The sequence below is a fragment of the [Clostridium] cellulosi genome, assembly GCF_036762875.1.
In the GTDB taxonomy this organism is placed as follows: domain Bacteria; phylum Bacillota; class Clostridia; order Oscillospirales; family Ethanoligenentaceae; genus Ruminiclostridium_D; species Ruminiclostridium_D cellulosi.
In genome coordinates this window covers 103,891-125,978 of record NZ_JBAIZF010000026.1, presented here as the reverse complement: position 1 = coordinate 125,978, position 22,088 = coordinate 103,891, and the positions used below count along the sequence as shown (strand labels likewise).

At 47.3% G+C, this 22,088-nt stretch carries 18 protein-coding genes and 1 other annotated feature; of the genes, 3 read left to right on the top strand and 15 right to left on the bottom strand.

The window, feature by feature from the left end; translation table 11 throughout:
• Positions 1 to 17: 17 nt before the first annotated feature.
• Both V6C21_RS08420 and V6C21_RS08415 read right to left on the bottom strand, forming a co-directional pair.
• Positions 18 to 3,326, bottom strand: a complete 3,309-nt coding sequence (locus tag V6C21_RS08420; protein WP_479268795.1) for a glycoside hydrolase family 9 protein — start codon at positions 3,324 to 3,326, stop codon at positions 18 to 20.
• Between the two features lie 52 nt (positions 3,327 to 3,378).
• Positions 3,379 to 6,114 carry a glycoside hydrolase family 48 protein gene (locus V6C21_RS08415; protein ID WP_034841616.1) on the bottom strand — a complete coding sequence of 912 codons (2,736 nt, stop codon included), beginning with the start codon at positions 6,112 to 6,114 and terminating at the stop codon, positions 3,379 to 3,381.
• An 877-nt stretch (positions 6,115 to 6,991) separates the two neighbouring features.
• On the opposite strand from V6C21_RS08415, the gene V6C21_RS08410 reads away from it, so the two are divergent.
• A complete protein-coding gene (locus V6C21_RS08410; protein WP_034841614.1) occupies positions 6,992 to 7,465 on the top strand; it encodes a hypothetical protein in 474 nt (157 codons plus the stop codon).
• 180 nt (positions 7,466 to 7,645) lie between these two features.
• Here V6C21_RS08410 and cysS read toward each other — a convergent pair whose 3' ends face one another.
• Both cysS and epsC read right to left on the bottom strand, forming a co-directional pair.
• The gene (gene cysS / locus V6C21_RS08405) at positions 7,646 to 9,037 is read right to left on the bottom strand and encodes a cysteine--tRNA ligase (RefSeq protein WP_479268794.1); all 1,392 of its coding nucleotides are present in this window, start codon (positions 9,035 to 9,037) and stop codon (positions 7,646 to 7,648) included.
• Positions 9,038 to 9,146: 109 nt separating this feature from the next.
• Positions 9,147 to 9,800, bottom strand: a complete 654-nt coding sequence (gene epsC / locus V6C21_RS08400) for a serine O-acetyltransferase EpsC (RefSeq protein WP_034841608.1) — start codon at positions 9,798 to 9,800, stop codon at positions 9,147 to 9,149.
• Between epsC and V6C21_RS08395 the strand changes: the two genes are divergently transcribed.
• Complete coding sequence (locus V6C21_RS08395) at positions 9,694 to 9,927, top strand: hypothetical protein (protein ID WP_479268865.1); 234 nt, start codon at positions 9,694 to 9,696, stop codon at positions 9,925 to 9,927. The two genes, epsC and V6C21_RS08395, sit on opposite strands and share 107 nt — an antisense overlap.
• Positions 9,889 to 10,090: a binding site (T-box leader), on the bottom strand. Its footprint overlaps the gene before it by 39 nt.
• Before the next feature lie 70 nt (positions 10,091 to 10,160).
• Here the strand turns inward: V6C21_RS08395 and pgsA are convergent.
• The 11 genes from pgsA to V6C21_RS08340 all read right to left on the bottom strand — a co-directional run bounded on the left by pgsA (position 10,161) and on the right by V6C21_RS08340 (position 20,773).
• Positions 10,161 to 10,700 (bottom strand): CDP-diacylglycerol--glycerol-3-phosphate 3-phosphatidyltransferase, encoded by a 540-nt coding sequence (pgsA, locus tag V6C21_RS08390; RefSeq protein WP_034841606.1) that lies wholly within the window; start codon positions 10,698 to 10,700, stop codon positions 10,161 to 10,163.
• Between the two features lie 2 nt (positions 10,701 to 10,702).
• A complete protein-coding gene (rimO, locus tag V6C21_RS08385) occupies positions 10,703 to 12,046 on the bottom strand; it encodes a 30S ribosomal protein S12 methylthiotransferase RimO (protein ID WP_479268793.1) in 1,344 nt (447 codons plus the stop codon).
• A gap of 255 nt (positions 12,047 to 12,301) precedes the next feature.
• Positions 12,302 to 12,565: a hypothetical protein gene (locus V6C21_RS08380; RefSeq protein ID WP_045085731.1), complete on the bottom strand. Its 264-nt coding sequence runs from the start codon at positions 12,563 to 12,565 to the stop codon at positions 12,302 to 12,304.
• 102 nt (positions 12,566 to 12,667) lie between these two features.
• Entirely contained in the window at positions 12,668 to 15,049 is a 2,382-nt protein-coding gene (locus tag V6C21_RS08375) for an endonuclease MutS2 (protein ID WP_034841598.1), read from the bottom strand.
• 41 nt (positions 15,050 to 15,090) lie between these two features.
• Entirely contained in the window at positions 15,091 to 15,852 is a 762-nt protein-coding gene (gene recO / locus V6C21_RS08370) for a DNA repair protein RecO (RefSeq protein WP_479268792.1), read from the bottom strand.
• 322 nt (positions 15,853 to 16,174) lie between these two features.
• The gene (gene era, locus V6C21_RS08365; protein WP_034841593.1) at positions 16,175 to 17,059 is read right to left on the bottom strand and encodes a GTPase Era; all 885 of its coding nucleotides are present in this window, start codon (positions 17,057 to 17,059) and stop codon (positions 16,175 to 16,177) included.
• A gap of 38 nt (positions 17,060 to 17,097) precedes the next feature.
• Positions 17,098 to 17,580 (bottom strand): diacylglycerol kinase family protein, encoded by a 483-nt coding sequence (locus V6C21_RS08360; protein ID WP_045085732.1) that lies wholly within the window; start codon positions 17,578 to 17,580, stop codon positions 17,098 to 17,100.
• Positions 17,573 to 18,079 carry an rRNA maturation RNase YbeY gene (gene ybeY / locus V6C21_RS08355; RefSeq protein ID WP_034841591.1) on the bottom strand — a complete coding sequence of 169 codons (507 nt, stop codon included), beginning with the start codon at positions 18,077 to 18,079 and terminating at the stop codon, positions 17,573 to 17,575. Before ybeY ends, V6C21_RS08360 begins: the two co-directional genes overlap by 8 nt.
• Before the next feature lies 1 nt (position 18,080).
• The gene (locus V6C21_RS08350; RefSeq protein WP_034841588.1) at positions 18,081 to 19,040 is read right to left on the bottom strand and encodes a PhoH family protein; all 960 of its coding nucleotides are present in this window, start codon (positions 19,038 to 19,040) and stop codon (positions 18,081 to 18,083) included.
• 122 nt (positions 19,041 to 19,162) lie between these two features.
• Entirely contained in the window at positions 19,163 to 20,377 is a 1,215-nt protein-coding gene (gene yqfD, locus V6C21_RS08345) for a sporulation protein YqfD (protein ID WP_034841586.1), read from the bottom strand.
• A gap of 66 nt (positions 20,378 to 20,443) precedes the next feature.
• Positions 20,444 to 20,773, bottom strand: coding sequence for a YabP/YqfC family sporulation protein (locus tag V6C21_RS08340; protein ID WP_052659891.1), 330 nt, complete (start codon positions 20,771 to 20,773; stop codon positions 20,444 to 20,446).
• 132 nt (positions 20,774 to 20,905) lie between these two features.
• Here V6C21_RS08340 and V6C21_RS08335 point away from each other — a divergent pair, with 132 nt between their 5' ends.
• Positions 20,906 to 22,057 (top strand): nucleoside recognition domain-containing protein, encoded by a 1,152-nt coding sequence (locus tag V6C21_RS08335; protein ID WP_479268791.1) that lies wholly within the window; start codon positions 20,906 to 20,908, stop codon positions 22,055 to 22,057.
• Positions 22,058 to 22,088 lie beyond the last annotated feature (31 nt).

Here is a 22,088-nt window from a genome sequence, read left to right as displayed (position 1 = left end):
CCCGCCACCGATTAGGTTTAGGGCTCCATGCCCCATTCGAGTTTGCCATCTATATAAAGAGTTGCCTTTGTCCAATCGACATACGAATTATCCGTTGGGTTAAACGAATAGTCGTCTGCCTGATTGTAATCGCTCCAGTCAGCCTTTGAGAAGCGGGCCTGGACTTCAACGCTTGCACCCGGTGCAATCTGTCCCGCGCCAGAGGTGAATCCTATCTCAAGGTAGGTATCCGCCCCATCGACCGGATTATCCATCTTGACAAATGTGCTGGTGACGTTGGAGCTACCTACACTTGACCAGTCACACCAGAAATTCTGATTCTGCGTGCCGTCCTCTGTGAAGTAGTAGCGGATCTTTACTGTTGACAGGTCAACAGCAGTATCACCAGTGTTGACAAGACGGAAGCGCGGCATAATGCCGTTTGTCGTCGACTGGGTATTGGAGTTGAACATCTGGAGCTTAAGGTCACCAATGACTATCGGCGACGTATTGACAACGGTTATTGCAAGGATCGGGTCTGTGCCCTTGTTGAAGTCGAATATGAGATTCAGAGTGCCAACCGGCTGCTTTGAGAGATAGGATTTGAGTATAGTAACTGTTCCGTCGCTGCTGACTGTGTAGTCAGTGCCTTTTACAAGGGCTGTGCTGCCGTTGTAAATGCCGTTCAGCGTATTGCCGTTGTAGGTGACCTCAACAGGAATATCGGCCTGATTCTCGGCATTGAGGTCAAAGGTTGCAGTCGTCGGTGAAATCTCAGAATCTACAACCGGTGTACTGTCGGTAATCGTGACTTTGAGAACCGGGTCTGTGCCTGAGTCAAAATCAAACCTCAGGTTCGCTGTTCCCTCATCTAATGATGCAAGATAGCTCTTTAAGAAAGTGATTGTATCGCCGTCACTTGACACAGTATAATCTGTGCCTTCTGCAAGGGCAGTAGTTCCGTTATAGATACCCTTGAGCGTCTTGCCGTTGTAAGTAACTGAAACAGGTATATCGGCCTGTTTTTCGGGGTTAAGGTCAAATGTCGCAGTTGTCGGTGAAATCTCAGCACTTACAACCGGCGTTGTGTCGGTTATTGTTACTGTGAGAACAGGATCTGCACCTGCGTCAAAATCAAACTTCAGGTTCGCAGTTCCCTGATCCAATGTTGAAAGGAAGCTCTTTGAGATAGTGACTGTCTTGCCGTCACTTGACACAGTATAATCTGTGCCTTTTACAAGGGCGGTGGTTCCGTAATAAATGCCTTTGAGCGTATTGCCGTTGGCATTTACTGCAACGGAGATGTCCGCCTGATTCTGGGGATTGAGGTCAAATGTCGCAGTTGTCGGTGTGATAGAAGCATCTTTTACGCCGCTTGAACCCGGCTCATTGCCAAAGATCTTTACACCGTCGTCATAAACCGGAATATTGAGCGCAAGTACGGGTGATGAACCCGGGGTTGTAGAAATACCCTCGTATGAGAAGTCGTTCGAGTTATCCCACACGTTGACATTCTCCGGATAGGACATTCTGAACTGGACTTCTTTCCTATAAACAGACTGTCCGCCCGGATAGATCTTTGTGCCGGTGAAATCAACATTTACATAGTAGATATTGTGTGCCTCGTCCCACGGATAAAGGCCGCTGACAGTCGCGCCGGCGTTGTAATTGGTCTTAATGGTGACGTCTTTCGCGCTGTAGCCAGCTTTGACGAGTTCACTGATATCAATAAAGTATTTGAATGAGAGCTTGTCCCCCATTCTTGCAGGCCAACCTGATTCGTTGTAGATCAACGCTTTGATTTCCTCAAAGTTGCTGCCTGCGGAGTTAACTGAGGCTTCTACAAAGAATTCGTTATTTGTCGGAGTCTCGATTGCATTTAAGCCTTCAATCGGCGATCCGCCGTAATCTCTATACAAAGAGGTAAGCGCACAGACAAGGCCCGCGTTGTAGTCGCAAGCAACTTCTGTCTGGGTATAGTTGGCGCATGAATCATCATAGCTGTCCCCTTGGTCCGGTCCGCCGACCAGTGCGCCAACAAGGAGGTGGCGGCAGTAACCGGGTATCTGCATGCTGTCAGCCCATGAGCTTTCAGCTGTCCTGTGATGAGGATTCTTCGGATAATTGGTACCGAATCCGATTACATAGCTGCGTCCCGAAGAGCCAAGTGCATAGTCTACCTGTTGCTTTGCAAACGCTTTGTAAGTATTGGCCTTTTCGGCGCTGCAAAGTCCGCTGTTCGCATAAACGTCGGCCAGGAATGCCGCCGTTGTTGCATATCTTAATGGACCCCACTGTTGGAGCCATGCGAGCCCTTTAGGCGTATATGTAACCCTGTCGCCGTCATAGCCAGTTGTCCACCAGTCAAGGTTCCTCTCAACTGATTCTTTGTAAATGGACTTGCCTGTGATACGAGCGAGCAGGAGTTGGGCACCATAATGGACATCATCCCAGCACTGGGTGTACTTATACTCTATAATGTCCGACTGGCCCTGCCTGTTCCATTTGTCAACATAGGATTCAGCCTTATCGAGATAATCTGAATCGCCTGTTGCGATGTAGAGCCAGACTGCAGCCCATGAAAGTTCATCATAGAAGCCGCTGAATGAGTTGTAATATCCCGAAGCGGCTGTATAGCCGGCATCGCTCTTTGTCGAATCTGCGAAATTGAATAAGTCTTTCGCATGCGACAGGCAATTTGCGGCATATGAGGGATCGGAGTCCTCAAAGACAACTGCCGCTGCCGCCAGAGCTGCGGCTGCTTCAGCAGAAACGGTTGAACCTGGGCTTGAGGTATCAACCTTAAAGGCCGGGCGTTTCATCTGCATGACCTCGGCAGGCCCCCACCATGCGTGGTCAAGGCTGCCGTCGCCCACCTGATAATAGAATACGTTGGGTGACGGATGACACTTAATAAGGTAGTCCGTTGCCCACTTTATTGCAGTTTTTATGTAGCTGAGCTGACCACTTGAAGCAAGGGCATCCTTGTTCTCATAAACGTCCCATGCCAGCATAGCTGCTGTATATGACATAGGAAGATTGAACTTTACATGGTCGCCCGCGTCATAATAACCGCCGGTGAGGTCGAGACCAACGTCGCTTCCGTCGCTCATGCCGGAATCGCCGCGCCAGTTGTTGCGCTGGTCGGGGGCAACGGGACCGGAACGCTGGAATTCATAAAACATGATTGCTTTCTGCAGCGCTTCGCCGTAGTTGTAGCTGCCAGATGCCTGGGTCGCCGCTGAAGCAGCAAACGGCATCGGGATGGCGGTCATGCTTACAACTGCCGCTGACAGCGCCGCGCTGAGGAATTTTTTAAACATCCTCATCCACAAAACTCCTTTCATTTATTCCATGCCCCTCCCGCAAGGAAGGGGCATGGATAATGTACTGATTAAATTACGGTTCAACTCCCCAAATTAGCTCGTCGCCGAGATACGCTGTTACCTTTGTCCAGCTGGCATAGGATGAGCCGGAGGAGTTAAACGAATAGTCATCTGCCTGGTTATAATTGCTCCAGTCAGTCTTTGAGAAACGGGCCTGAACCTCAATACTCTGGCCAGGAGCAAGAGTTCCCGCTCCGCTGCTGAATGTGATTTCAAGGCAGGTATCAGCCCCGGTCTTAGGAGTTGAGAGTGTCTTAAAGGTGCCGATGACATTGTTGCTGCCGACGTTCGACCAGTCGCACCAGAAGTTCTGCTGCTGAGAGCCGTCTGCAGTGTAATAGTAATGCAGTTTTACATCCGACAGGTTAATTGGCTCCGTTCCGGTGTTGACAAGGCGGAAGTGCGGCATAATGCCGTTTGTCGTCGTCTGGGTATTGGAGTTAAACATCTGCACTTCAAGATTTCCGGTTACAGGCGGCGGATTTTCGGTTGACGAATCAATTATCGTAACCGTAAGGGTTCTCCGTGCGCCAGCACTGAATATGAACTGCAGCCTTAACGTTCCTTCATCTTGCTGTGCAAGATAATCCTTCGAGATAACGACAGTATTGCCGTTGACGGTGTAGTCTCTGCCTTCTACAAGCTCATTTGTACCGTCGGTTATGCCCACCAGCGTATTGCCGTTGAGCGTCATCGTGACGTTGATATCAGCCTGATTATCAACGTTCTTGTCAAAGGTGGCTGCAGTCGGGGTAATGTTTGAGTTCTGAGTATCGCCTTGATCTTCTTCAAAGAACTTAGCAAACAAACCGGTAGCGACTGCAACCTCTGTCTGAGCCCAGAAGCGATGGTAATTGAATACGGGGGCTTCTCCGCCGTCGAGGTAATTCTGGACCTTTGCCCAATCAGGTTCGTCCAGATATTTTGACCTGATGCTGAGGAAGGTAGAGTTAGAATTGATCGGATCGCCGTTAGGCATTGTTCCAGTCCATCCTGCCGGAACATATATGGGCTGGTTGAAGCGGGTGTAGTCTTCTCTTACTTCAGGCGCCGAAACACCCTTTTCATCGCTGTAGTTTGCAAAGATACGGTCAATAAGCTGCTGAGCTATATTCTTAGACTCAGTGTCGCCAGTTGCCACAGCATAGTAAATAAGGGCATTGGCAAGTGAACCGGCAATACCGACGTCTGTGCCATAAGACTCGACGCTTACATGCAGATTCTTGTTCTCCTTCGGAGTGCCTGTCCAAGTCTCAGGCTCGCCTTCCCAAATAAGGTTGCTCGGGATCAAGAATGTGCCGTCGTCATTGAATATGATTACCGACTTTACCCATGAAATCCATTTGTCAAGCAAATCCTTGACCTGTGGGTCTTTTGTCGTGTAATAATACTCAGCGACTCTCTGCATTGACCATGCCTGGAAGCCGAACCATCTGTTGCTGCCCGGGTCATGGTATACAGGATGTTCCTGATAGCCCATTCCATAGAATGTCTTGGTATCGCTCGGCCATGCCAGATAACGTCCGGCATTAGAGTTGCTGCAGCCTCCGGCAATAGCGCCTTCTGCAGACTGGAGCCATTGATAAAGCTCTATCTGACGCTGCAGGCTTGTCTTCCAGTCGTTGGCGCCGTTTGGCGACTTCGGCTTAAACTCGCTGGTGTTTGAAAGGACCCATGCGGCCAACGGGTTCTGATAACCGAAGTGAACATGGCTGCATCCAATCTTCCATGACCAGCCGCCGTCCAGCGCTCCGCCCCAAGCGTAGTACCATGACAGCAGGTAATGGCACGCGTCATAGCCTGTTCCGGCCTCTGAGGGCTTGCCTATCTTTCTGAAATACTTGTCGAACATCGAATATCTCAGATAGTCACCGAGCTTTGAGGCTCTTCCAATATTATTGGCAATGGAAGCGCCGTTGTCGTCTGACCACAGCATAGCGTCATAAGTAGCCTGAATGGCTCGGGCATCGGCGTCAGACGCTATGGTGTATTTAAACTGCTTTGCATAAGAGCTGTCGCCTGTGAACAGGTCGAGGTATCCGTTTTTACCGCCGAAGCTGAAATCATCCCAGCAGGGCTGAGTGATTGTTTCCCAGCAGGATTCCTCTGGACCTCTCTGGTATGTGTTTATATACGACGGAGTACTCTTGCCGTCTCCCCGTCTGCCGTATCCATACCAGTTATCCGTATCCAACAGCCAGTGCATGCCGTACATCAAGCTTGTCCCGTACGTCGACTGAAGTTCATTGTGGATAGGATCTGTCCCGACCGGCGCGCTTGAGTCAAGCGGGCTCGGATAATCACTCGGCAGATCGCCTTCTGGTGCATATGTTGCAGGTTTGGCTGCATTATACCTGCTCATGCTGGTTTCGAGCTGGTCCTGATCGTTTGGGATTATGTACTTTTCAAGTGTATCCCAAGCGGTATTAAAGGATGACCAGTCGCCAGTGAAGCTATCCGCCATCGCTTCCAGCCAGAGATAATAGCTGAAAGTCTCACTTGTGGTCTCATGGCCGTAATCCGGCGCTTCACACATAAGTGTTTCAATCGAGTGGTAGGGGATACCTTGAGGGCTGAAGTAACCATTTTTTGCGTCATGGATCTTGTTGTAAAGTTCCATGAACTTCGCCTTGTAGGTCCCATCATCCGCTGCTGAAACCCTTACAGCCGGCGTTATTGCCGACATCATCGAGACCAGGACAGCGCCTGCGACTACAACGCTGGCCTTTTTGATGATTGACCTTCTCATGCAAAAACCTCCTGTCATTTATTTATATTGTTATCCAAACAATCCCATTTAGCGAGAGCAAAAATGAGCAGCACACATCATTAAAATACTCACTCGCAGCCTCAAATGAGTTATATTGGATGTGTTACTGCCCCATTAATAATGCGGTTTGAGATCGTTCGGATCACTATACCGTATAAAATATTTAATTTTTGTTTAATTTATTTTGTTAAATTTGTCATGTTAATATTAACATAAAATTTTAAGAATGTTAATATTTTTGGCTCATTTCGACAATTTTATATACCTCGGGTCAAAAAAGTGAACAACCTTTCTGAAGCCATATTTTTGTATATACCTTCCAACGTTTATTTTGCAATAGAACAAAAATTGCCTTTTGGCGAATTTTTGCCTGTTTTAGTTATCGGCCTTAAATTTTTTGGTATACAATATTGCTATATGGTGCATATTATTGTCATCCCATTCTTTCGCAGCTCCCCGTATCACCTTATTTGACAGATTTCAGCATTATTGAGCATTTTTCGACCTAAATATAGGCGGTTTAGTATCCTTCCACAACCAAGTAAAGGCTTAAATGCTAATAATTGTATATATTTACCTATTTTCCTATCTATTCCATAATATATGATCTATTATAGAAACAGCCTGAATTGCTTTATAATTGCGATTTTGAAAAGACTTAGGTTACTACTAATTATGGCTATTTTTATTAAAACATTTTTTGACACAAGTTTTTGCTGCTTATGCGGCGGTGACAACTGCCAAAATTTTTATACTCAAATTGTTTGACATATCCGGACTGCTGACTTAAAATTAATAAGAAGCAAATCAACAATTATAAGAATAATAATCAATAATATGGGTGTGGAGGAAAGTTATGGATAAGATTTTGAAGTCGCGGCTTGCGTTAAGTTCACTGACAGTGTTCAGGGGGCTGCTCGACGACACTGTTGTCAGCAGTTATTCGGAACTTTTGGAAGCGGTTCACGGCATTGACATCAGAAGTTTCGTCGACGCATACTGCAAATTTTATTACAATCTCCTGTCAAAAGATACGGTTTCAGTATCAGATTATTTGACAAAGGCAGTTTTATACGACCGCAGCATTTTCAAAAGGCAGGCAGACGGCGGCAAGGCGGCGTTGCCTGATCCAATTTTAAAGGCTGCGGAACATGACTTAGACGCAATTAAGACATCACTTTTGCCGGCTTCAGCGATAAAGGAAGCAGCGCAACAGCACTTCGACGACACTGAGTATACAGACTTAATTTCCAATCTGCCGGAATGGGAAGTCTCGGCTTTCGATATTACAGTTGAGAAATTATGTGACGTAAACGGAAATAAGGCATAATTGGCTTGATGTTTGCTATGTTTTCGGCGATAAAGCATTGCAAAAAAGCAGGGATAAGTACGAACTGTACTTATCCCTGTTTTCATATTCTGAAATATATAAATCTGCGGAATAAAAGCCTATTAAGGCCTGCAGACTCACGGAGAGTATCAGGGAGGGCAGTTATAAATATTAAAATGCTTATTTGTTTGAATAGGACCATTTTACGCCCTGAGGTGTGTCTTCAAGGATTATTCCCCTTGCCTTCAGCTCATCCCTGATTGCGTCGGCAGTTTTGAAATCGCGGGCCTTTCTTGCCTCTTGGCGTTTCTGGATAAGCGCTTCTATTTCGGCGTCAATAGTCACATTTTTCTTCATTTCAAACCCTAAAACGCCGCTCAGTTCATCGAAAATTGAAGCTGCATATTCCAGCGTTTCTTTATCAGGTGACGCCGATATGGCGATATTGATGTCCTTTGCAAGCTCAAACAGCGCAGAAATTGCGTCGGCGGTATTGAGGTCGTCGTCCATCGCTTCACAAAACTGCACCCTGCGGCTCTCAAACTTCGATTTCAGCTCGGTATCTATTTTGCCGCTTTTAGCGTTTGAAATGGCAAAATCGAGATTGTCGCGGCAGTTGTGAAGCCTTGCAAGGGCCGCTTTCGCCTGTTCCATTATATCTTCACTGAAATTTATCTGGCTTCTGTAGTGCGACGACAGCATGAGATAGCGTATCGGCTCATAACCGAACTTTTTGGCGACTTCGCGGACCGTAAAGAAGTTGCCCAATGACTTCGACATCTTGCGGTTATCCACATTAATATAACCGTTGTGCATCCAGTAACGCGCAAAGGGCTTGCCCGTCGCGCATTCGCTCTGCGCGATTTCATTTTCATGGTGCGGGAAAATCAAATCCTGGCCGCCGCAGTGAATATCTATCGTGTCACCGAGATACCGGCGCGCCATAGCGGAACATTCGATATGCCAGCCGGGCCGCCCCTTGCCCCAGGGAGATTCCCATGCAGGCTCGCCGGGTTTAGCGGATTTCCAAAGCGCGAAATCCATCGGGTCCTCCTTTATCTCCGAAACGTCAATACGGGCACCCGCCTCCAAATCGTCCAGCGGCTGGTGTGACAGTTTGCCGTATTCGTTAAAGCTGCGGGTATGGAAATAAACATCGCCCTGTGAAACATATGCATACCCCTTGTCCACAAGGGTTTTTATAAGCTCAATGATGTTTTCGATGTTCTCTGTCGCCCTCGGATGAACTGTCGCTTCCCTTACGTTTAGACCCATCGCGTCAACCTTATATTCAGCAATATACTTTTCGGCAATTTCCGGCACAGTTGTACCTTCGGTATTCGCGCGGTTTATCAGCTTATCGTCGACGTCGGTAAAATTCTGTACGAATTTGACCTCATACCCTTTGTACTCAAGGTATCTCCGCAGCGTATCAAAAACAACCAGCGGGCGGGCATTGCCTATATGGATAAAATTGTAGACAGTCGGTCCGCAGGCATAGATGCGCACCTTGCCGCTCTCGATAGGAATTAATTCTTCTTTCTTTCTCGTCAAAGTATTATAAATCTTCATCTTCGCACCTCGAAATCCGTTTAATATCTTCAGGAACGCCTTTTAAGCTGCAGCAGGCGCTCCTTATTAATCAATAATTCTGACCGCATAGGCCGGACAATCACAGCAGCTACTGAATGTGATTTTCAACCAAATTATCAATTTCCTTCTGCAGGCTGTCGATCTTATGCTGAAGCCTGCAAATCTCCTGTGAAACAGGGTCGGGCATATGGATCTGGTCAAGGTCGGCGGTCCTTTTCACGCGCTCGCCGTTTAATTTTACAATGCGCGCCGGGACGCCGACCGCCGTCGCATTCGGCGGGACTTCGCTCAAAACCAGCGCGTTCGCCCCAACCTTGGCGTTGTCGCCCACTTTAAAGGGGCCTAAAATCTTGGCGCCGGCGCCGACCATGACGTTGTTGCCTAAAGTCGGGTGACGCTTTCCCTTATCCTTTCCCGTTCCGCCCAGGGTAACCCCCTGATAGAGCGTGCAGTAGTCACCGATTTCGGTCGTTTCACCGATAACCACGCCTGTTCCGTGGTCGATGAAAAGGCCTTTGCCTATTTTTGCACCCGGGTGTATCTCTATGCCTGTCTTGAATTTTGCATGCTGTGACACCCATCTGGCGAGAAAATACCTCTTATGCATATACAGCCAATGAGCAATTCTGTAGTATATGACTGCGTGCAATCCGGAATACAGCAGCAACACCTCAAGACTGGATCTCGCTGCCGGATCACGTTCTTTTATTGACCTTATATCCTCTCTCAAAGTTTTAAACAAACTTGATTCTCCTTTCACAGAGTCCGCTTATATAATCAATATTTGCATTATGCCGGATACCCCAAATAAAAAGCCTCCGGCATTTAATGCCGGAGGCGGTATCCCGCGGTTCCACTCCGATTTATAACTCAAAGGCTTTAACGCTGCCATACGCCGCACGCTACTTTGAATTTTCACATGCGGGGCTCCCGGGCGCATTTCACTTATATATACGGCAGGAAAGCTTACAGCCGGCGACTTTCCCTCTCTTTAGCCTTTATAAAAGCTACTCTCCCGATCAACGCCTTATATTTATTGCTATTTTATAATATTACCATATACAAGCCAAAGGTTCAAGCAAAAATAACTTTTTTAAATTTATCAATTTGCGGCTGAAAGATACTCCCTGTAAGTAAAGGCATACTGCACGCCGGATATGACCGTAAAGACAGCGGATATCCAAACGCAGATGCTTCCGATATAAGCAGGAAGCGAGAAATAACTGAAAACCATAACAGCGACAATGGCTATAATCTGGCTGTTTGTCTTTATTTTGCCCCATATGTTGGCGGGTATAACTTTGCCTGAACCAGCCGCTATAAGCCTTATTGAAGTGACAAGGAATTCTCTCGCGATAATTAAAAATACAGCCCAGACATCCGCAAGACCGGTCGCCACAAAACATATCAGCGCCGATGTGACAAGCAGTTTGTCAGCGAGCGGGTCCATCAGTTTTCCAAAATTGGTTATCTGATTGTATTTGCGCGCGAGTTTGCCGTCGATGAGGTCTGTTATTGACGCGAGAATAAAGAGCGCGAGGGCAAAAATCATGTGCCCGGGTATCTTGTCTACTAACAGAAACAGCATGAAAAACGGCACCATAATGACTCGCAATATCGTTAATTTATTGGGGGTATTCATTGTTATTCCCTCCACTTTTCTAAGACTGCTTCACCGGTGAGGTCATAATCGCAGACATCAGTTATTCTGACGTTGACGAATTCGCCCGCAGCCGGCCTTTTTTCTGCCGTGAAAAATACCTTTCCGTCAATTTCCGGGGCATCTGCGGCACTCCTGCCGTAACAGTACCCCGTATGTTTGTCGTACCCTTCACATAAAACCTCTATGGTTTTGCCTATCATGGCGTTGTTCTTGGATTCAACAATCTGGGACTGGGTTTCCATGATAATTTCCTGACGGCGCGCCTTAACCTCCTCATCAATCTGGTTAGGCATAACGGCCGCCGGCGTCCCCTCTTCCTGAGAATAAGTGAAAACGCCGAGCCTGTCAAACTTTATCTCCCTGACAAATTCGTCAAGAAGTGCGAAATCCTCTTCTGTCTCCCCAGGAAAACCGACAATCAGCGTGGTTCTAAGGGTTACTCCGGGGATCTTCTCCCGAAGCTTCTTTATGAGCGCTTCAAGGTCCTCTTTGGTATCCCGGCGGTTCATCGCCTTTACAATCCTCGGGCTCACATGCTGAATCGGCAAGTCAATATACTTGACTATCTTCTCTTCGTTCGCAATGACGTCAATAAGCTCATCTGTCACCATGTCGGGATAGCAGTAGAGAATCCTTATCCATTTGAGCTTTTCAATTTTGCAAAGTTCGCGCAGAAGCTGCGGCAGAGCCAGTTTGTGATACAGATCCTCGCCGTAGCGGGTCGTATCCTGCGCAACGAGGATAAGCTCCTTAACGCCGCCCTCGGCAAGTTCCTTTGCCTCGTTTACCAGCTCCTCAATCGGGCGGCTCCTGTACCTTCCGCGAAGATAGGGGATAATGCAGTAGGAGCAGCGGTTATTGCAGCCTTCCGCAATCTTCAAATATGAATAGAACGGCAGCGTCGTCTTAACGCGTTTGCCGCTGATTTCAAGCTTTTCCGGTGCTTCATACAAATTCAGCTTTTTATTTTCATATGCAGCTTTGACAGCCTGTGCGATTGCTCCGGCGCTGCCAACCGAGAGGATACAGCTGACCTCGGGGAATTCCTGCTCCATCTCTTTAAAATACCGCTGCGCAAGGCATCCGGTGACTACAATGCCCTTTATTTTCCCCTCTTTTTTCAGTTGGGCCATCTCGAGTATATTTTCAATTGATTCTTTCTTAGCGTCTTCAATAAATCCGCAGGTGTTTATTACAACTACATCTGCCGAGCTTACGTCCGGCGTCAGTACATAATTCTCATCATGCAGGCGTGCAAGCATTATTTCGGCATCGACTTGATTTTTCGGACATCCAAGAGATATCATGCCTACTCTTATTGGCATTATTTCACTCCGTTCAAAATTTCTATCGGACTTTTCTATTATAACACTTTTACAACAGGTCAAAAAGGCTATTGGTTAGAATTTAAGTTTCGTTCGTTTAATTTCTTAAATAAATATAAAATGAACCTGCTGACGCTGCCGTCTTTTTTATCAGTATCACGCCGCGTTTTTCTAAACAAGCCCGAATTTTAGCGCTTTAGCAGCATAGACAAAATAAAAAATCAATGGGATGGCTGTCAAAACCATCCCCTCATCTTACATATAATGTTCTTCATCTTTATCAGGAAGCCCACCAGAGGCGTGCTCATCTTTCTCCTCTATTTTATCTTCAAGATGTGCAATGCGCTTCTCCGCCAGTGAGAGACGATAAGCCAGCATGCCAGCCAGCAGTGCCAGCGCTACAACAGCGCCGTCAGCCGGCGAGAGATCCTGATGCAGCATAGCGGTTTGCACCACACCGATCAATGCCATAACCACAGCGAATAAGGTAACCAGCATAATCGAATAATAAGATTTCATATTAACCTCCCGGCATAGCTGCAATATGCTACTGTTCACAAGTTTCCTTTATTTTAGCACAAAAAAATGGTTTATGCCAGCTATTCCAAAATAACTGTAAATTTATTTAAGTTCGAGTATAGTAACGCCGTCTTCGCCCTCACCGTAATGCCCCAGCCTGAAGGACTTTACAGCCCGGTGGCTCTTGAGGTGCCGCTGGATGGCGCTTCTTAAAGCGCCTGTGCCTTTTCCGTGGATTATCGAAAGAACGCCGATGCCTGCAAGCTGTGCGTTGTCAATAAATTTATCGACCTCAATAAGTGCTTCTTCAACGGTATATCCGCGCAGGTCAAGCTCATTTTTCGCAGGGATTTTTGAGCGGTCGATATTGGTCTTTATGCTTGACTGCAGCTTTTGCTGCTGTTTATTCTCGTCCAAAAGACGCAGGTTCTCAATCCTGACGCGGGTTTTGATAATACCCGCTTGTACTTCAACAAATCCAGACGAGTCTGGAGCTTTCAGAACCGTACCCTTTTTGTCGATATCCGTAATAAGCACATAGTCGCCGGGCCTTAACTGACGCGGCAATTTGTAAGGCTCCGCAGGCTTCTCTTTTACGGGGTCGGCTATGCGCTCAAACTGCTTTAAGTGCGAACCAATCTGGGTTTTAGCAAGTTCCCGCAACTCGGCGGCATCCTGCGTGTCTTTCATTTTGCGCAGTGCCTCAATCTCATTCAAAATCATCTGCACCTGTGCGCGGGACTGTTCCAAAAGGCGCTTTGCCTCCCGCCTTGCCTTCTCGAGTTCCTTCTCCTTTTCCCTTTCGACGGATTTTTTCAGCTCCTCCGCCTGCTTTTTGAGTTTTTCGGCCTCGGTTCGGGCCAGCATTGCCCGACCGCGCTCGATCTCCATGTTCTGGCGGGTGGTATCGAGCTTTTGCACAACATCCTCAAACCGCGAATCCTCGCTTGAGATAAGCTCCCGTGCCCTGTCTATTATCGCGTCGTCTATACCAAGCCTTTTGGAAATAGCAAAGGCGTTGGAACGCCCCGGCACACCTATAAGCAGTCGATAAGTCGGTTTAAGAGTCTCAACATTGAATTCGCAGCAGGCGTTTTCAACCCTGTCCGTCTGAAGAGCGTAAACCTTCAGCTCAGCATAATGGGTCGTCGCCGCGGTCTTTGCGCCTTTTTGCTTCAAATATTCCAGAATAGCTACCGCAAGCGCTGCCCCTTCGACGGGGTCGGTTCCGCTCCCCAGCTCGTCCAGCAAAACAAGGCTGTTTTCGCCGCACTCATCAAGGATATCCCTTATATTCGTCATATGTGCCGAGAATGTGGACAATGACTGCTCTATGCTCTGTTCATCGCCGATATCGGCAAGCACCTTTTCGAAGAATACGACCCGGCTGAATTCAGCGGTTGGTATCATAAGCCCCGAACACGCCATCAACGTCAGTAGCCCGAGCGTTTTGAGGGCAACGGTCTTGCCGCCCGTATTAGGGCCGGTGACAACGAGGGTATCAAAGTTGCCGCCGAGGTACAGGTCTATCGGAACCGCCGTTTTAGGGTCCAGCAGCGGGTGCCGCGCCTTATGGAGTTCAATGCCGCCGTCGGCTTCAAGTTTTGGGGCGGTAGCTTTCATCTTAAACGCCAAGCGTGCCTTTGCAAATATAAAATCCAGTAATACCGCGGTATCGGCGCTGTCTTTTATGCTGTCTGCAAAGGTGCCGACCTCTTTGGAAAGCTCGTCGAGAATCCGCTCAATCTCTTTCTCCTCTTTGGAAGACAGCACCTTGAGCTCATTGTTTGCTTCCACCACGCCCATAGGCTCGACAAATATGGTCGAACCGCTGGCAGACGTATCGTGAACAAGCCCCGGAATCTCTGCTCGCCACTCCGCTTTTACCGGAACGACAAAACGCCCGCCGCGGATTGTAATTATCGCTTCCTGCAGATATTTCTGTGTCTGCGGGGAGCGGATTATCTTTTCCAGTTGGTTTCTGGCGCGCTCTTCGGTGCGCTTTTTCGCCCTGCGTATGCGCAGAAGCTCCTCGCTGGCGGTGTCGGCGATCTCGTCCTCGGAGATTATCGCGCTGTCGATCTTGTCCTCAAGGTATTTGTTCGGCGCAAGGTTGTCAAAATACCCGTCAAGGCAGGTCTCCATGCTCTCAGATGTTTCGCGGTAATGCGAAAGCGTGCGGATAGCATAGAGCACCGACTTTACATCGAGCAGCTCCCGCGGGTTCAGTGAGCTGCCGATCTTTGCCCGGTGAAGCTGATTCTTAATATTTTTAAGCCCGTAAAACGACGGGCCGCCGAAACGCAATGACAGCCTGCAGGCGTCCTCGGTTTCACGCATTGCGTGTCTTGCCTTTTCTATATCGTCAAAAGGAACAAGCGCTCTTGCCAATGCCGCGCTTTCTTCGCATGAACATTCAAGGGCGAGCATTTCGGTTATCTTATCATATTCAAGCGCTTTCCTTGATTTTTGGGATAAATCCAATATCACCACATCCGATATCTTGGTTTTGCAGTCAGAAATAATTATTTACCCGCGATGGAATTATAAAAATCCAGTGTCGGGAAACTGCGCTCCAACTGGCTTTTGAAATATGACTCACACGCCGCGCCGAGTTCTTTCAATGTAGCGTCGGGCAGTGAGAACGAAAACAGCTTTTCAAAGTCTGAATAAGCGATATGGCGCATAGCGGCGAGGGCGCCCTTTGACAGTTTGGGATTGCCGGACACAGCCGCGCCATGCCCCAAAGCTGCGCAGTCACCGCAAAGGAGCGTGCCGGTTATCGGGTCAAGATACATTGTGTCGGCTTCATATGCGCCGCAGTTTCTGCACGCGACGAGGTCAGGCATATATCCCGCCATTGTCAGAATACGCAGTTCAAATACGGCCTTTATCTGAACGAGTTTTTTGTTGCCGTTCTTGATAAAGTTTAATGAGTTGAGCATAAGACGCAGAAATGGCTCAGCGTTGTCCTCTTCAGGCGCAACAGCCGCCGCAGCCTGAGCAAAATACTGCGCCAGCGCAAGCCCTTCAAGGTTCTTGTTTATGCCGAGAAAGAACTCAATTGGCTGTGCGTCGTCGATTATGTATTTTTCACGGCCTTTGAACAGAGTAAAATCCGAATAGCAAAACAGCCGCGTTGCAGTCGATAATCGGCTCTTGACGCGGCGTGCCCCACGTGCCGAGGCTCTTACGACGCCTCGGGAACGTGTCAATATTGTTACTAACCTATCATCTTCACCGACATTCAGATCGCGAATGATCAGTCCGTCGGTTTTTATCTGCATTAGCTGCTGCCTCCCGGTTATCTAAAGCGCCGGACATACCCATGTTATGGTACAACATATAAGCGCCAATATTGCCTGTCTTTTCGAATAATGCCCAAACGGCGTTTCTGTCCACCAAAATCCCTCCGATTAATGGGCTGCCCCATTTGTTTTGAAACGCTGAAATTGCGGATGTCTGAAAAATATCTTTTCAAACATTCCAGTTAAACTTTATCAACGCTTCCTGTTAAAGTTTTTCACGAAGGTGACGGCAATATGTCCGGTAATATATACTTCAAGTTCCATTAGTTTATCATTGACTTTTTAATATGATAAATCAATATCAGTCATACCCCAGCGTTCTTAGGATATTTTCCCTGTTGCGCCAATCGTCCTTGACTTTTACCCAGAGCTGGAGATTGACATGACAGCCGAGAAATGCCTCAATATCGGCTCTGGCTTTGATGCCGACCTCTTTGAGCATGCGCCCGCCTTTGCCTATAATTATACCTTTGTGGCTTTCTTTTTCGCAATAGATTGTAGCCTCAATGTCCATAACTTGAGGGCGCTCTTTCATCCTTTCGACCGAAACGGCGGTGCCGTGGGGAACCTCGTCCGACAACAGGTATAAGAGCTTTTCCCTGATGATTTCAGCGACGATAAGCCTTTCCGGCTGGTCGGTCAGCATATCGTCGGGGAAATACTGCGGGCCCTCGGGCATCTGCTTTTTCAGCTCATCCTTTAAAATTTCGACACCGTCTCCGGTTTTTGCGCTGAGCGGAACAATTGCGCTAAAATCATACCGTTTTGACCATTCGCTGATAACTTCCATCAGGCTCTCTTTTTTTACTGTATCAATTTTATTGACAGCGAGCAAAACCGGAGCCTTTTTCGCCGACAGTTTTTTGATAAGCTCCATTTCGGAGTCAGTTGCATTGACCTGCGGCTCAACTACAAGGACGGCGGCGTCAATTTCAGTCAGCGAATCGTCAATAGTGCGGCGCATATAGTCATCGAGTTTGTTACGTGAGCGGTGAAGCCCAGGAGTGTCAAGAAATATAAGCTGGACGTCACCGTCCGTCAGCACCCCTGTTATCTTGTTGCGCGTAGTCTGGGGCTTTGCTGAAACAATGGCGACTTTTTCGCCTATCATAGCGTTGAGTAGTGTGGATTTGCCCACATTCGGGCGTCCTACTATCGCGATAAATCCGGATCGTGTTACTTCCAAGTTGCTCTCCCCTGCCGATTAAATTTAACGGCTCAAATTTATTTTTTTAAAAACTTGATGCCGGACGGCAAGCCAAAGATAAAGAAAGCAGACGCCGGCAAAGATAATAAAAATAATACACCATATAATATGTTGTGTATTAGAAAGCTAAAAATTTGTGCAATAACTGCGGGTTTAAAGAACAATATAATGCCCACTACAACGGCGAATACAGCGCAGATAAGCACAGCGCCCGCGGCTACATCCTTTGCTATGCGCGCAAGGCTGTCATAGCTCTGGGTTTCAAGGTCAACAAGCGCTTCAATCGCAGTATTAACCGTCTCAGCAAAAAAGACCATGCCGATAGTCAGGAGCAGGATAAGGTACTGCGTAGCTGAAAAGTTATAAAACACAGAGAATATCAGTACATAAGCGGCGACGACAATATGAATCCTCATATTGCGTTCATTCTTTACGCAGTGGACAATTCCCCTTATCGCGTACCTGAAACTTTGGGCAAGGTTTTTTACTTTCTTAACCATTGTTTAAATTATCCTCGTAAACATCATGGTCAAGGCCGAGTGCAGCCATAACCTCGTCCTCACGCTCATGCATGCGCATCGCCTGAATTCCGCCGTTCACATGGTCATAGCCCAGTATATGCAACATTGAGTGAATGGTCAGAAATCCGACTTCACGCTGCAATGAATGTCCGTATTTTTCAGCCTGTGCCGCGGCATGTTCAAGGGAAATGACAATGTCGCCGAGCACATAGGCGCCTGTATCTGGATTTATGTCAAACTTCCCGTTTTCGCCCATCGGGAAAGATAGCACGTCCGTTGATGTATTTTTGCCCCGGTACTGCTGATTAAGTTCTTTTATCTGTTCATCATCGACAAATGTCACATTTACTTCTGCGCTTCCCTCAAAATTTTCAGCTACAAGCGTTGCGTTGCAGCAGCGCCGCACAAGGAGCCTCAGCCCTGAAGGAATTTTTACTTTCTTTTGCCGATTCTCTATATATACTTTTAGTTTATCCATTTTATCGTCTTCCTTCCCTTTCGTACTTCTCGTATGCCTTGATAATCTTTTGCACTAATTTATGCCTTACTACATCCCTCTCAGTAAAATAGTTGATGTGGATGCCCTCAATATTCTTGAGTATTTTAGACGCTTCGATAAGCCCTGACCTTCTTCCGTCGGGTAAGTCAATTTGTGTTACATCGCCTGTGATAACTGCTTTTGAGTTGAATCCGAGCCGTGTTAAAAACATCTTCATTTGTTCGGGTGTTGTATTCTGAGCCTCGTCAAGAATTATAAAAGAATCATCAAGAGTACGGCCTCGCATGTAAGCCAGCGGGGCTACCTCTATGCTTTGCCGTTCTTGGTATTTTTGAAAGCTCTCACTGCCGAGCATATCATAAAGAGCGTCATAAAGCGGCCTTAAATAAGGGTCAACCTTTGTCTGAAGGTCTCCAGGCAAAAAGCCGAGCTTCTCACCAGCTTCAACCGCCGGCCGGGTCAGCACAATGCGGTTTATCTCCTTGTTGCGGAACGCGGCTACCGCCATAGCTACTGCGAGATAGGTTTTACCGGTTCCCGCGGGGCCGATACCGAACACAATAGTATTTTCTTTTATCGCCTCTACATAGTTTTTTTGTCCGATGGTTTTCGGCTTAATTGGCCTTCCGTTGGACGTTATACAGATACAGCCGCTGAGCTTTTCAAATTTGTCTTCGTTACCCTCCTCAACCAGTGTCATAAGATAGCTCAGGTTCTGACTGTTGATTGTTTCGCCGCGGTTCATCGCTTTGATAAGTTCGTCAATTGTTCTGACTGCTTTGTCAACATCCTCAGGTTCGCCGGTTACCCGCAGGTCCGTGCCACGGTTGAGAATATTAACATTGAACTCTTTTTCGATTGCAAGTATATTTTCATCGAAATTTCCAAAGAGCCCTGTTATCTGGTCGATTCTTTCGATGCTAATTGATTGCTCAGCCATTTCCTCACCCTTAATTTTAATTTAATACCTGGATTTTTGCCGCTTGTTTATCACACCGCTAATTTCCATAATATTGTACCACAAAATATCCTATTTTCATATTATCATTTTAACTAAAATTATCAGCTTTCTTGCCTAATTATCCTTTTGCCGCCCGTTTCGCCGATTTTCACCTCCTTTGATACGGCAATGTTCTCCTCGCATTTGTATTTCCCTATCAATGTAATTCCATCCGGCTCAAACTTCTGTTCATATTCTTTGGCAGTTACTTTAATGCCTGAAAACTCGATTCTTTCTTTGTCCGCAATCAATTTTTTCGCCTTTTCAAGCGCCTGCTGCTTGTTAAGCGTTACCGGAACATTTTTATACTCCAGAAAGGCGGTCGTATTAAACGAAACGGGAAGCTGCGTACCGCCTATCACCAGCGGATTTTTATAGGCAAGCCGTCTGTAGTTGCCGCTCGGCACCCCAAAATAAAAGGGTATAGAAACATTCAGAAACCTTATTGAGTATTTCTTTATCACCTTGCCGGTATCCCTGTTTTCTGTTGTTTTGAACGGCACCTTTACGCTGAGTTCCCGGGAGGTCGAGGCTATTATCTTCGCCCTCGCGTGGACGTATCTGGTGAGCATGGTCATCGGCTCCTCAATTACGCCGCTGACCAGCAGCTCGTCTTTTTGGACTGTGTCGCCGACCTTCAGCGTGGTCTGCCCTTCATAGACCTCCATTTGCAGTATCTGCCCGGTTTCACTCGCCTTTATATTGCAGGGCCTGTCGTCCGGAACCAGTTCCGGACGCTTTGTCCGCTCACCCACCTCAACATTTGCGACCGAGCCGCTTAAATTTATATGAATCCATGACAACTCAGGTATCTTTTCTAACGCCTGCTGCTCTACTGTTTTTCTGTCAAATGTGCTTTTTCTCACCCCCGGCTCAAGCCCCTGGTCACTGAGCGCATACATTATTTCGCGGGAAGAAACTGTGCTGTTGCCGCTGATTTTAATAATCCACACATAGCCTGAAAAATATACGATAATCGCGGCAAACAAGACTATACCTAACACGAAACCGAGCCGGTTCTTCAGCTTTATAAGGTATACCGGCACACCCTTTCGCTTAACAATTGTAAGCTTTACCCCCGCCTTTTTCGCGAGCTGTTCTGCGGTTTTATATTTTGACAAGAGCACGTTTGCATAAAGGCCCGTCTTATCGCGCCTTATATTCCATAAAACTATGCCGGCCCTCGACACAAGATTTAAAAACTTCTCACAGCTTGCCCCGTCGACTCTGAATTTAATATATCCGAGAAATATCTGGATTAGCCTTAAAAAAAACATAATTCCTCCGATTTGTCATCAATACGGCTGTTCCCGCTTTAATGCGGCTTTAACTGTTAAGCCGCACTAAGTCAAAAATTCTACCGAATTGATAAAACCACTGACAGTTATTGATTTATCAATATAATTTCTGATGGCAAGGTCCCTGCCCAAAAACCGGACTTTCATTTTTCCGGTGTCTATGCACACAATGTTCTCGTCATATTCAAGGACTCCCCGGCAGCCCTCAACCACTACTTCCCGGTTCCCCGAAAAGTCTAAATGTACCATTCCGGCAACGAAATCTATGGGCAGTTCAACCGCCCTTGCCGCTTTTATTGCCATTGTCTCGGCTCTATTTGATCTTCGCTTTCTCTTTTCAGATTCTGGCCTTTTTCGGATTTTATGACGCGCCAATCAAAGCACCCCCGAGCTGTCATCAAAGCCTGATTTTTACATAAATCGCTGTTTTAAATTTATGAGGCATTTCCAATAAAAATACATGCTGTCACAGCTTTGCCACATATACATTACGGGGGAGGAATTAAAATGTCCAAGAATACATCCACAATCATGTTAAGGCGCACGAAAAAAATTGTAGCCGCCATTTTAGCCGCAATACTTATGCTGCTGCTCATGTTTGTACCTCAGCCTGCACTGGAGGGTGCCAGAAAAGGGCTGCTGCTCTGCGGCAGTACAATTATCCCGTCTTTGTTCCCGTTTCTTGTGCTTTCCTCATTCATCATAAGCTCAGGAACAGCCGACTGGTGCGGGCGCTTTCTGGAACCGGTGACAGAACTGATATTCCGCCTGCCGGGCAGCTCCGGAGCTGCACTTGTATTAGGGGCAATAGGCGGCTACCCTGTCGGGGCGGACGCAGTGGCTAAGCTCTGCCAAAACGGGTCGCTTACAAAACGGGAGGCCGAAAGGCTTTTGTGTTTCGCCATAAATTCAAGTCCGGCGTTTATCATCGGCGCAGTTGGGGCAGGCTTTTTCAAGAATGTGCAGGCCGGCATACTGCTTTATATCGTACATTTGCTGGCCTCTTTTACAATAGGGCTTGTCATGCGTATAGGGCAAAAACGCAGGGAATCGGGCAGGGGCAAACATATCCATGTTACAAGGAGAACTGACAATCTGTCCGCGGCCTTTGTCAAGTCTGTGACCGGTTCTGCCCAAAGCATAGTCACAATCTGTGCCTTTGTCATCCTGTTCTCCGCGCTGAACAGCCTTTTGAATTACACAGGAACCATACAGCTTCTGGCCGACACCGTGTCACATATAATCCCGCCTCCGGCATCCGACCCATCGTTCTACAGCCGCGCAGCCGTCGGTTTGCTTGAAGTGACAAACGGGTGCGCCGCCGCTTCTGGCTCTGTTGGGCTGCCGGCAATACTGCTCACAGCAGCAATCCTCGGTTTTTCGGGATTATCTGTCCAGTTTCAGGTGATATCCTTGATAAAGGAATCCGGTATTTCCGCAAAACTTTTCATTCTAACCAGAATCCTGCATGTATTCTTTTCCACAGTGTTTGCCCTTGTGCTGTTTAAAATATTCCCCTCCGCCATACCGACAAGCAGCGTGGTAACTGCTTTTGCCACATACCAAAACAACCTGATAGTTTCATGCCACAGCATACCCGCCGTCTGCGCAATGCTGTTCATTATCGCTATTCTGCTCCTGTCTCTTGCAAATGTCTGAACTGGAAAATTATATATGTTCAGCCAAGCCA

Excerpts from the sequence above, each read along its gene's own strand:
- V6C21_RS08395 (WP_479268865.1), top strand. The coding sequence starts at position 9,694 with ATGACTGCGTGCAATCCGGAATACAGCAGCAACACCTCAAGACTGGAT.
- V6C21_RS08350 (WP_034841588.1), bottom strand. The coding sequence starts at position 19,040 with ATGGCTGAGCAATCAATTAGCATCGAAAGAATCGACCAGATAACAGGG.
- rimO (WP_479268793.1), bottom strand. The coding sequence starts at position 12,046 with ATGCCAATAAGAGTAGGCATGATATCTCTTGGATGTCCGAAAAATCAA.
- V6C21_RS08420 (WP_479268795.1), bottom strand. The coding sequence starts at position 3,326 with ATGAAAGGAGTTTTGTGGATGAGGATGTTTAAAAAATTCCTCAGCGCG.
- cysS (WP_479268794.1), bottom strand. The coding sequence starts at position 9,037 with ATGAAGATTTATAATACTTTGACGAGAAAGAAAGAAGAATTAATTCCT.
- recO (WP_479268792.1), bottom strand. The coding sequence starts at position 15,852 with ATGCAGATAAAAACCGACGGACTGATCATTCGCGATCTGAATGTCGGT.
- ybeY (WP_034841591.1), bottom strand. The coding sequence starts at position 18,079 with ATGGATAAACTAAAAGTATATATAGAGAATCGGCAAAAGAAAGTAAAA.
- V6C21_RS08335 (WP_479268791.1), top strand. The coding sequence starts at position 20,906 with ATGTCCAAGAATACATCCACAATCATGTTAAGGCGCACGAAAAAAATT.
- V6C21_RS08380 (WP_045085731.1), bottom strand. The coding sequence starts at position 12,565 with ATGAAATCTTATTATTCGATTATGCTGGTTACCTTATTCGCTGTGGTT.
- pgsA (WP_034841606.1), bottom strand. The coding sequence starts at position 10,700 with ATGAATACCCCCAATAAATTAACGATATTGCGAGTCATTATGGTGCCG.
- yqfD (WP_034841586.1), bottom strand. The coding sequence starts at position 20,377 with ATGTTTTTTTTAAGGCTAATCCAGATATTTCTCGGATATATTAAATTC.
- V6C21_RS08415 (WP_034841616.1), bottom strand. The coding sequence starts at position 6,114 with ATGAGAAGGTCAATCATCAAAAAGGCCAGCGTTGTAGTCGCAGGCGCT.
- V6C21_RS08410 (WP_034841614.1), top strand. The coding sequence starts at position 6,992 with ATGGATAAGATTTTGAAGTCGCGGCTTGCGTTAAGTTCACTGACAGTG.
- V6C21_RS08360 (WP_045085732.1), bottom strand. The coding sequence starts at position 17,580 with ATGGTTAAGAAAGTAAAAAACCTTGCCCAAAGTTTCAGGTACGCGATA.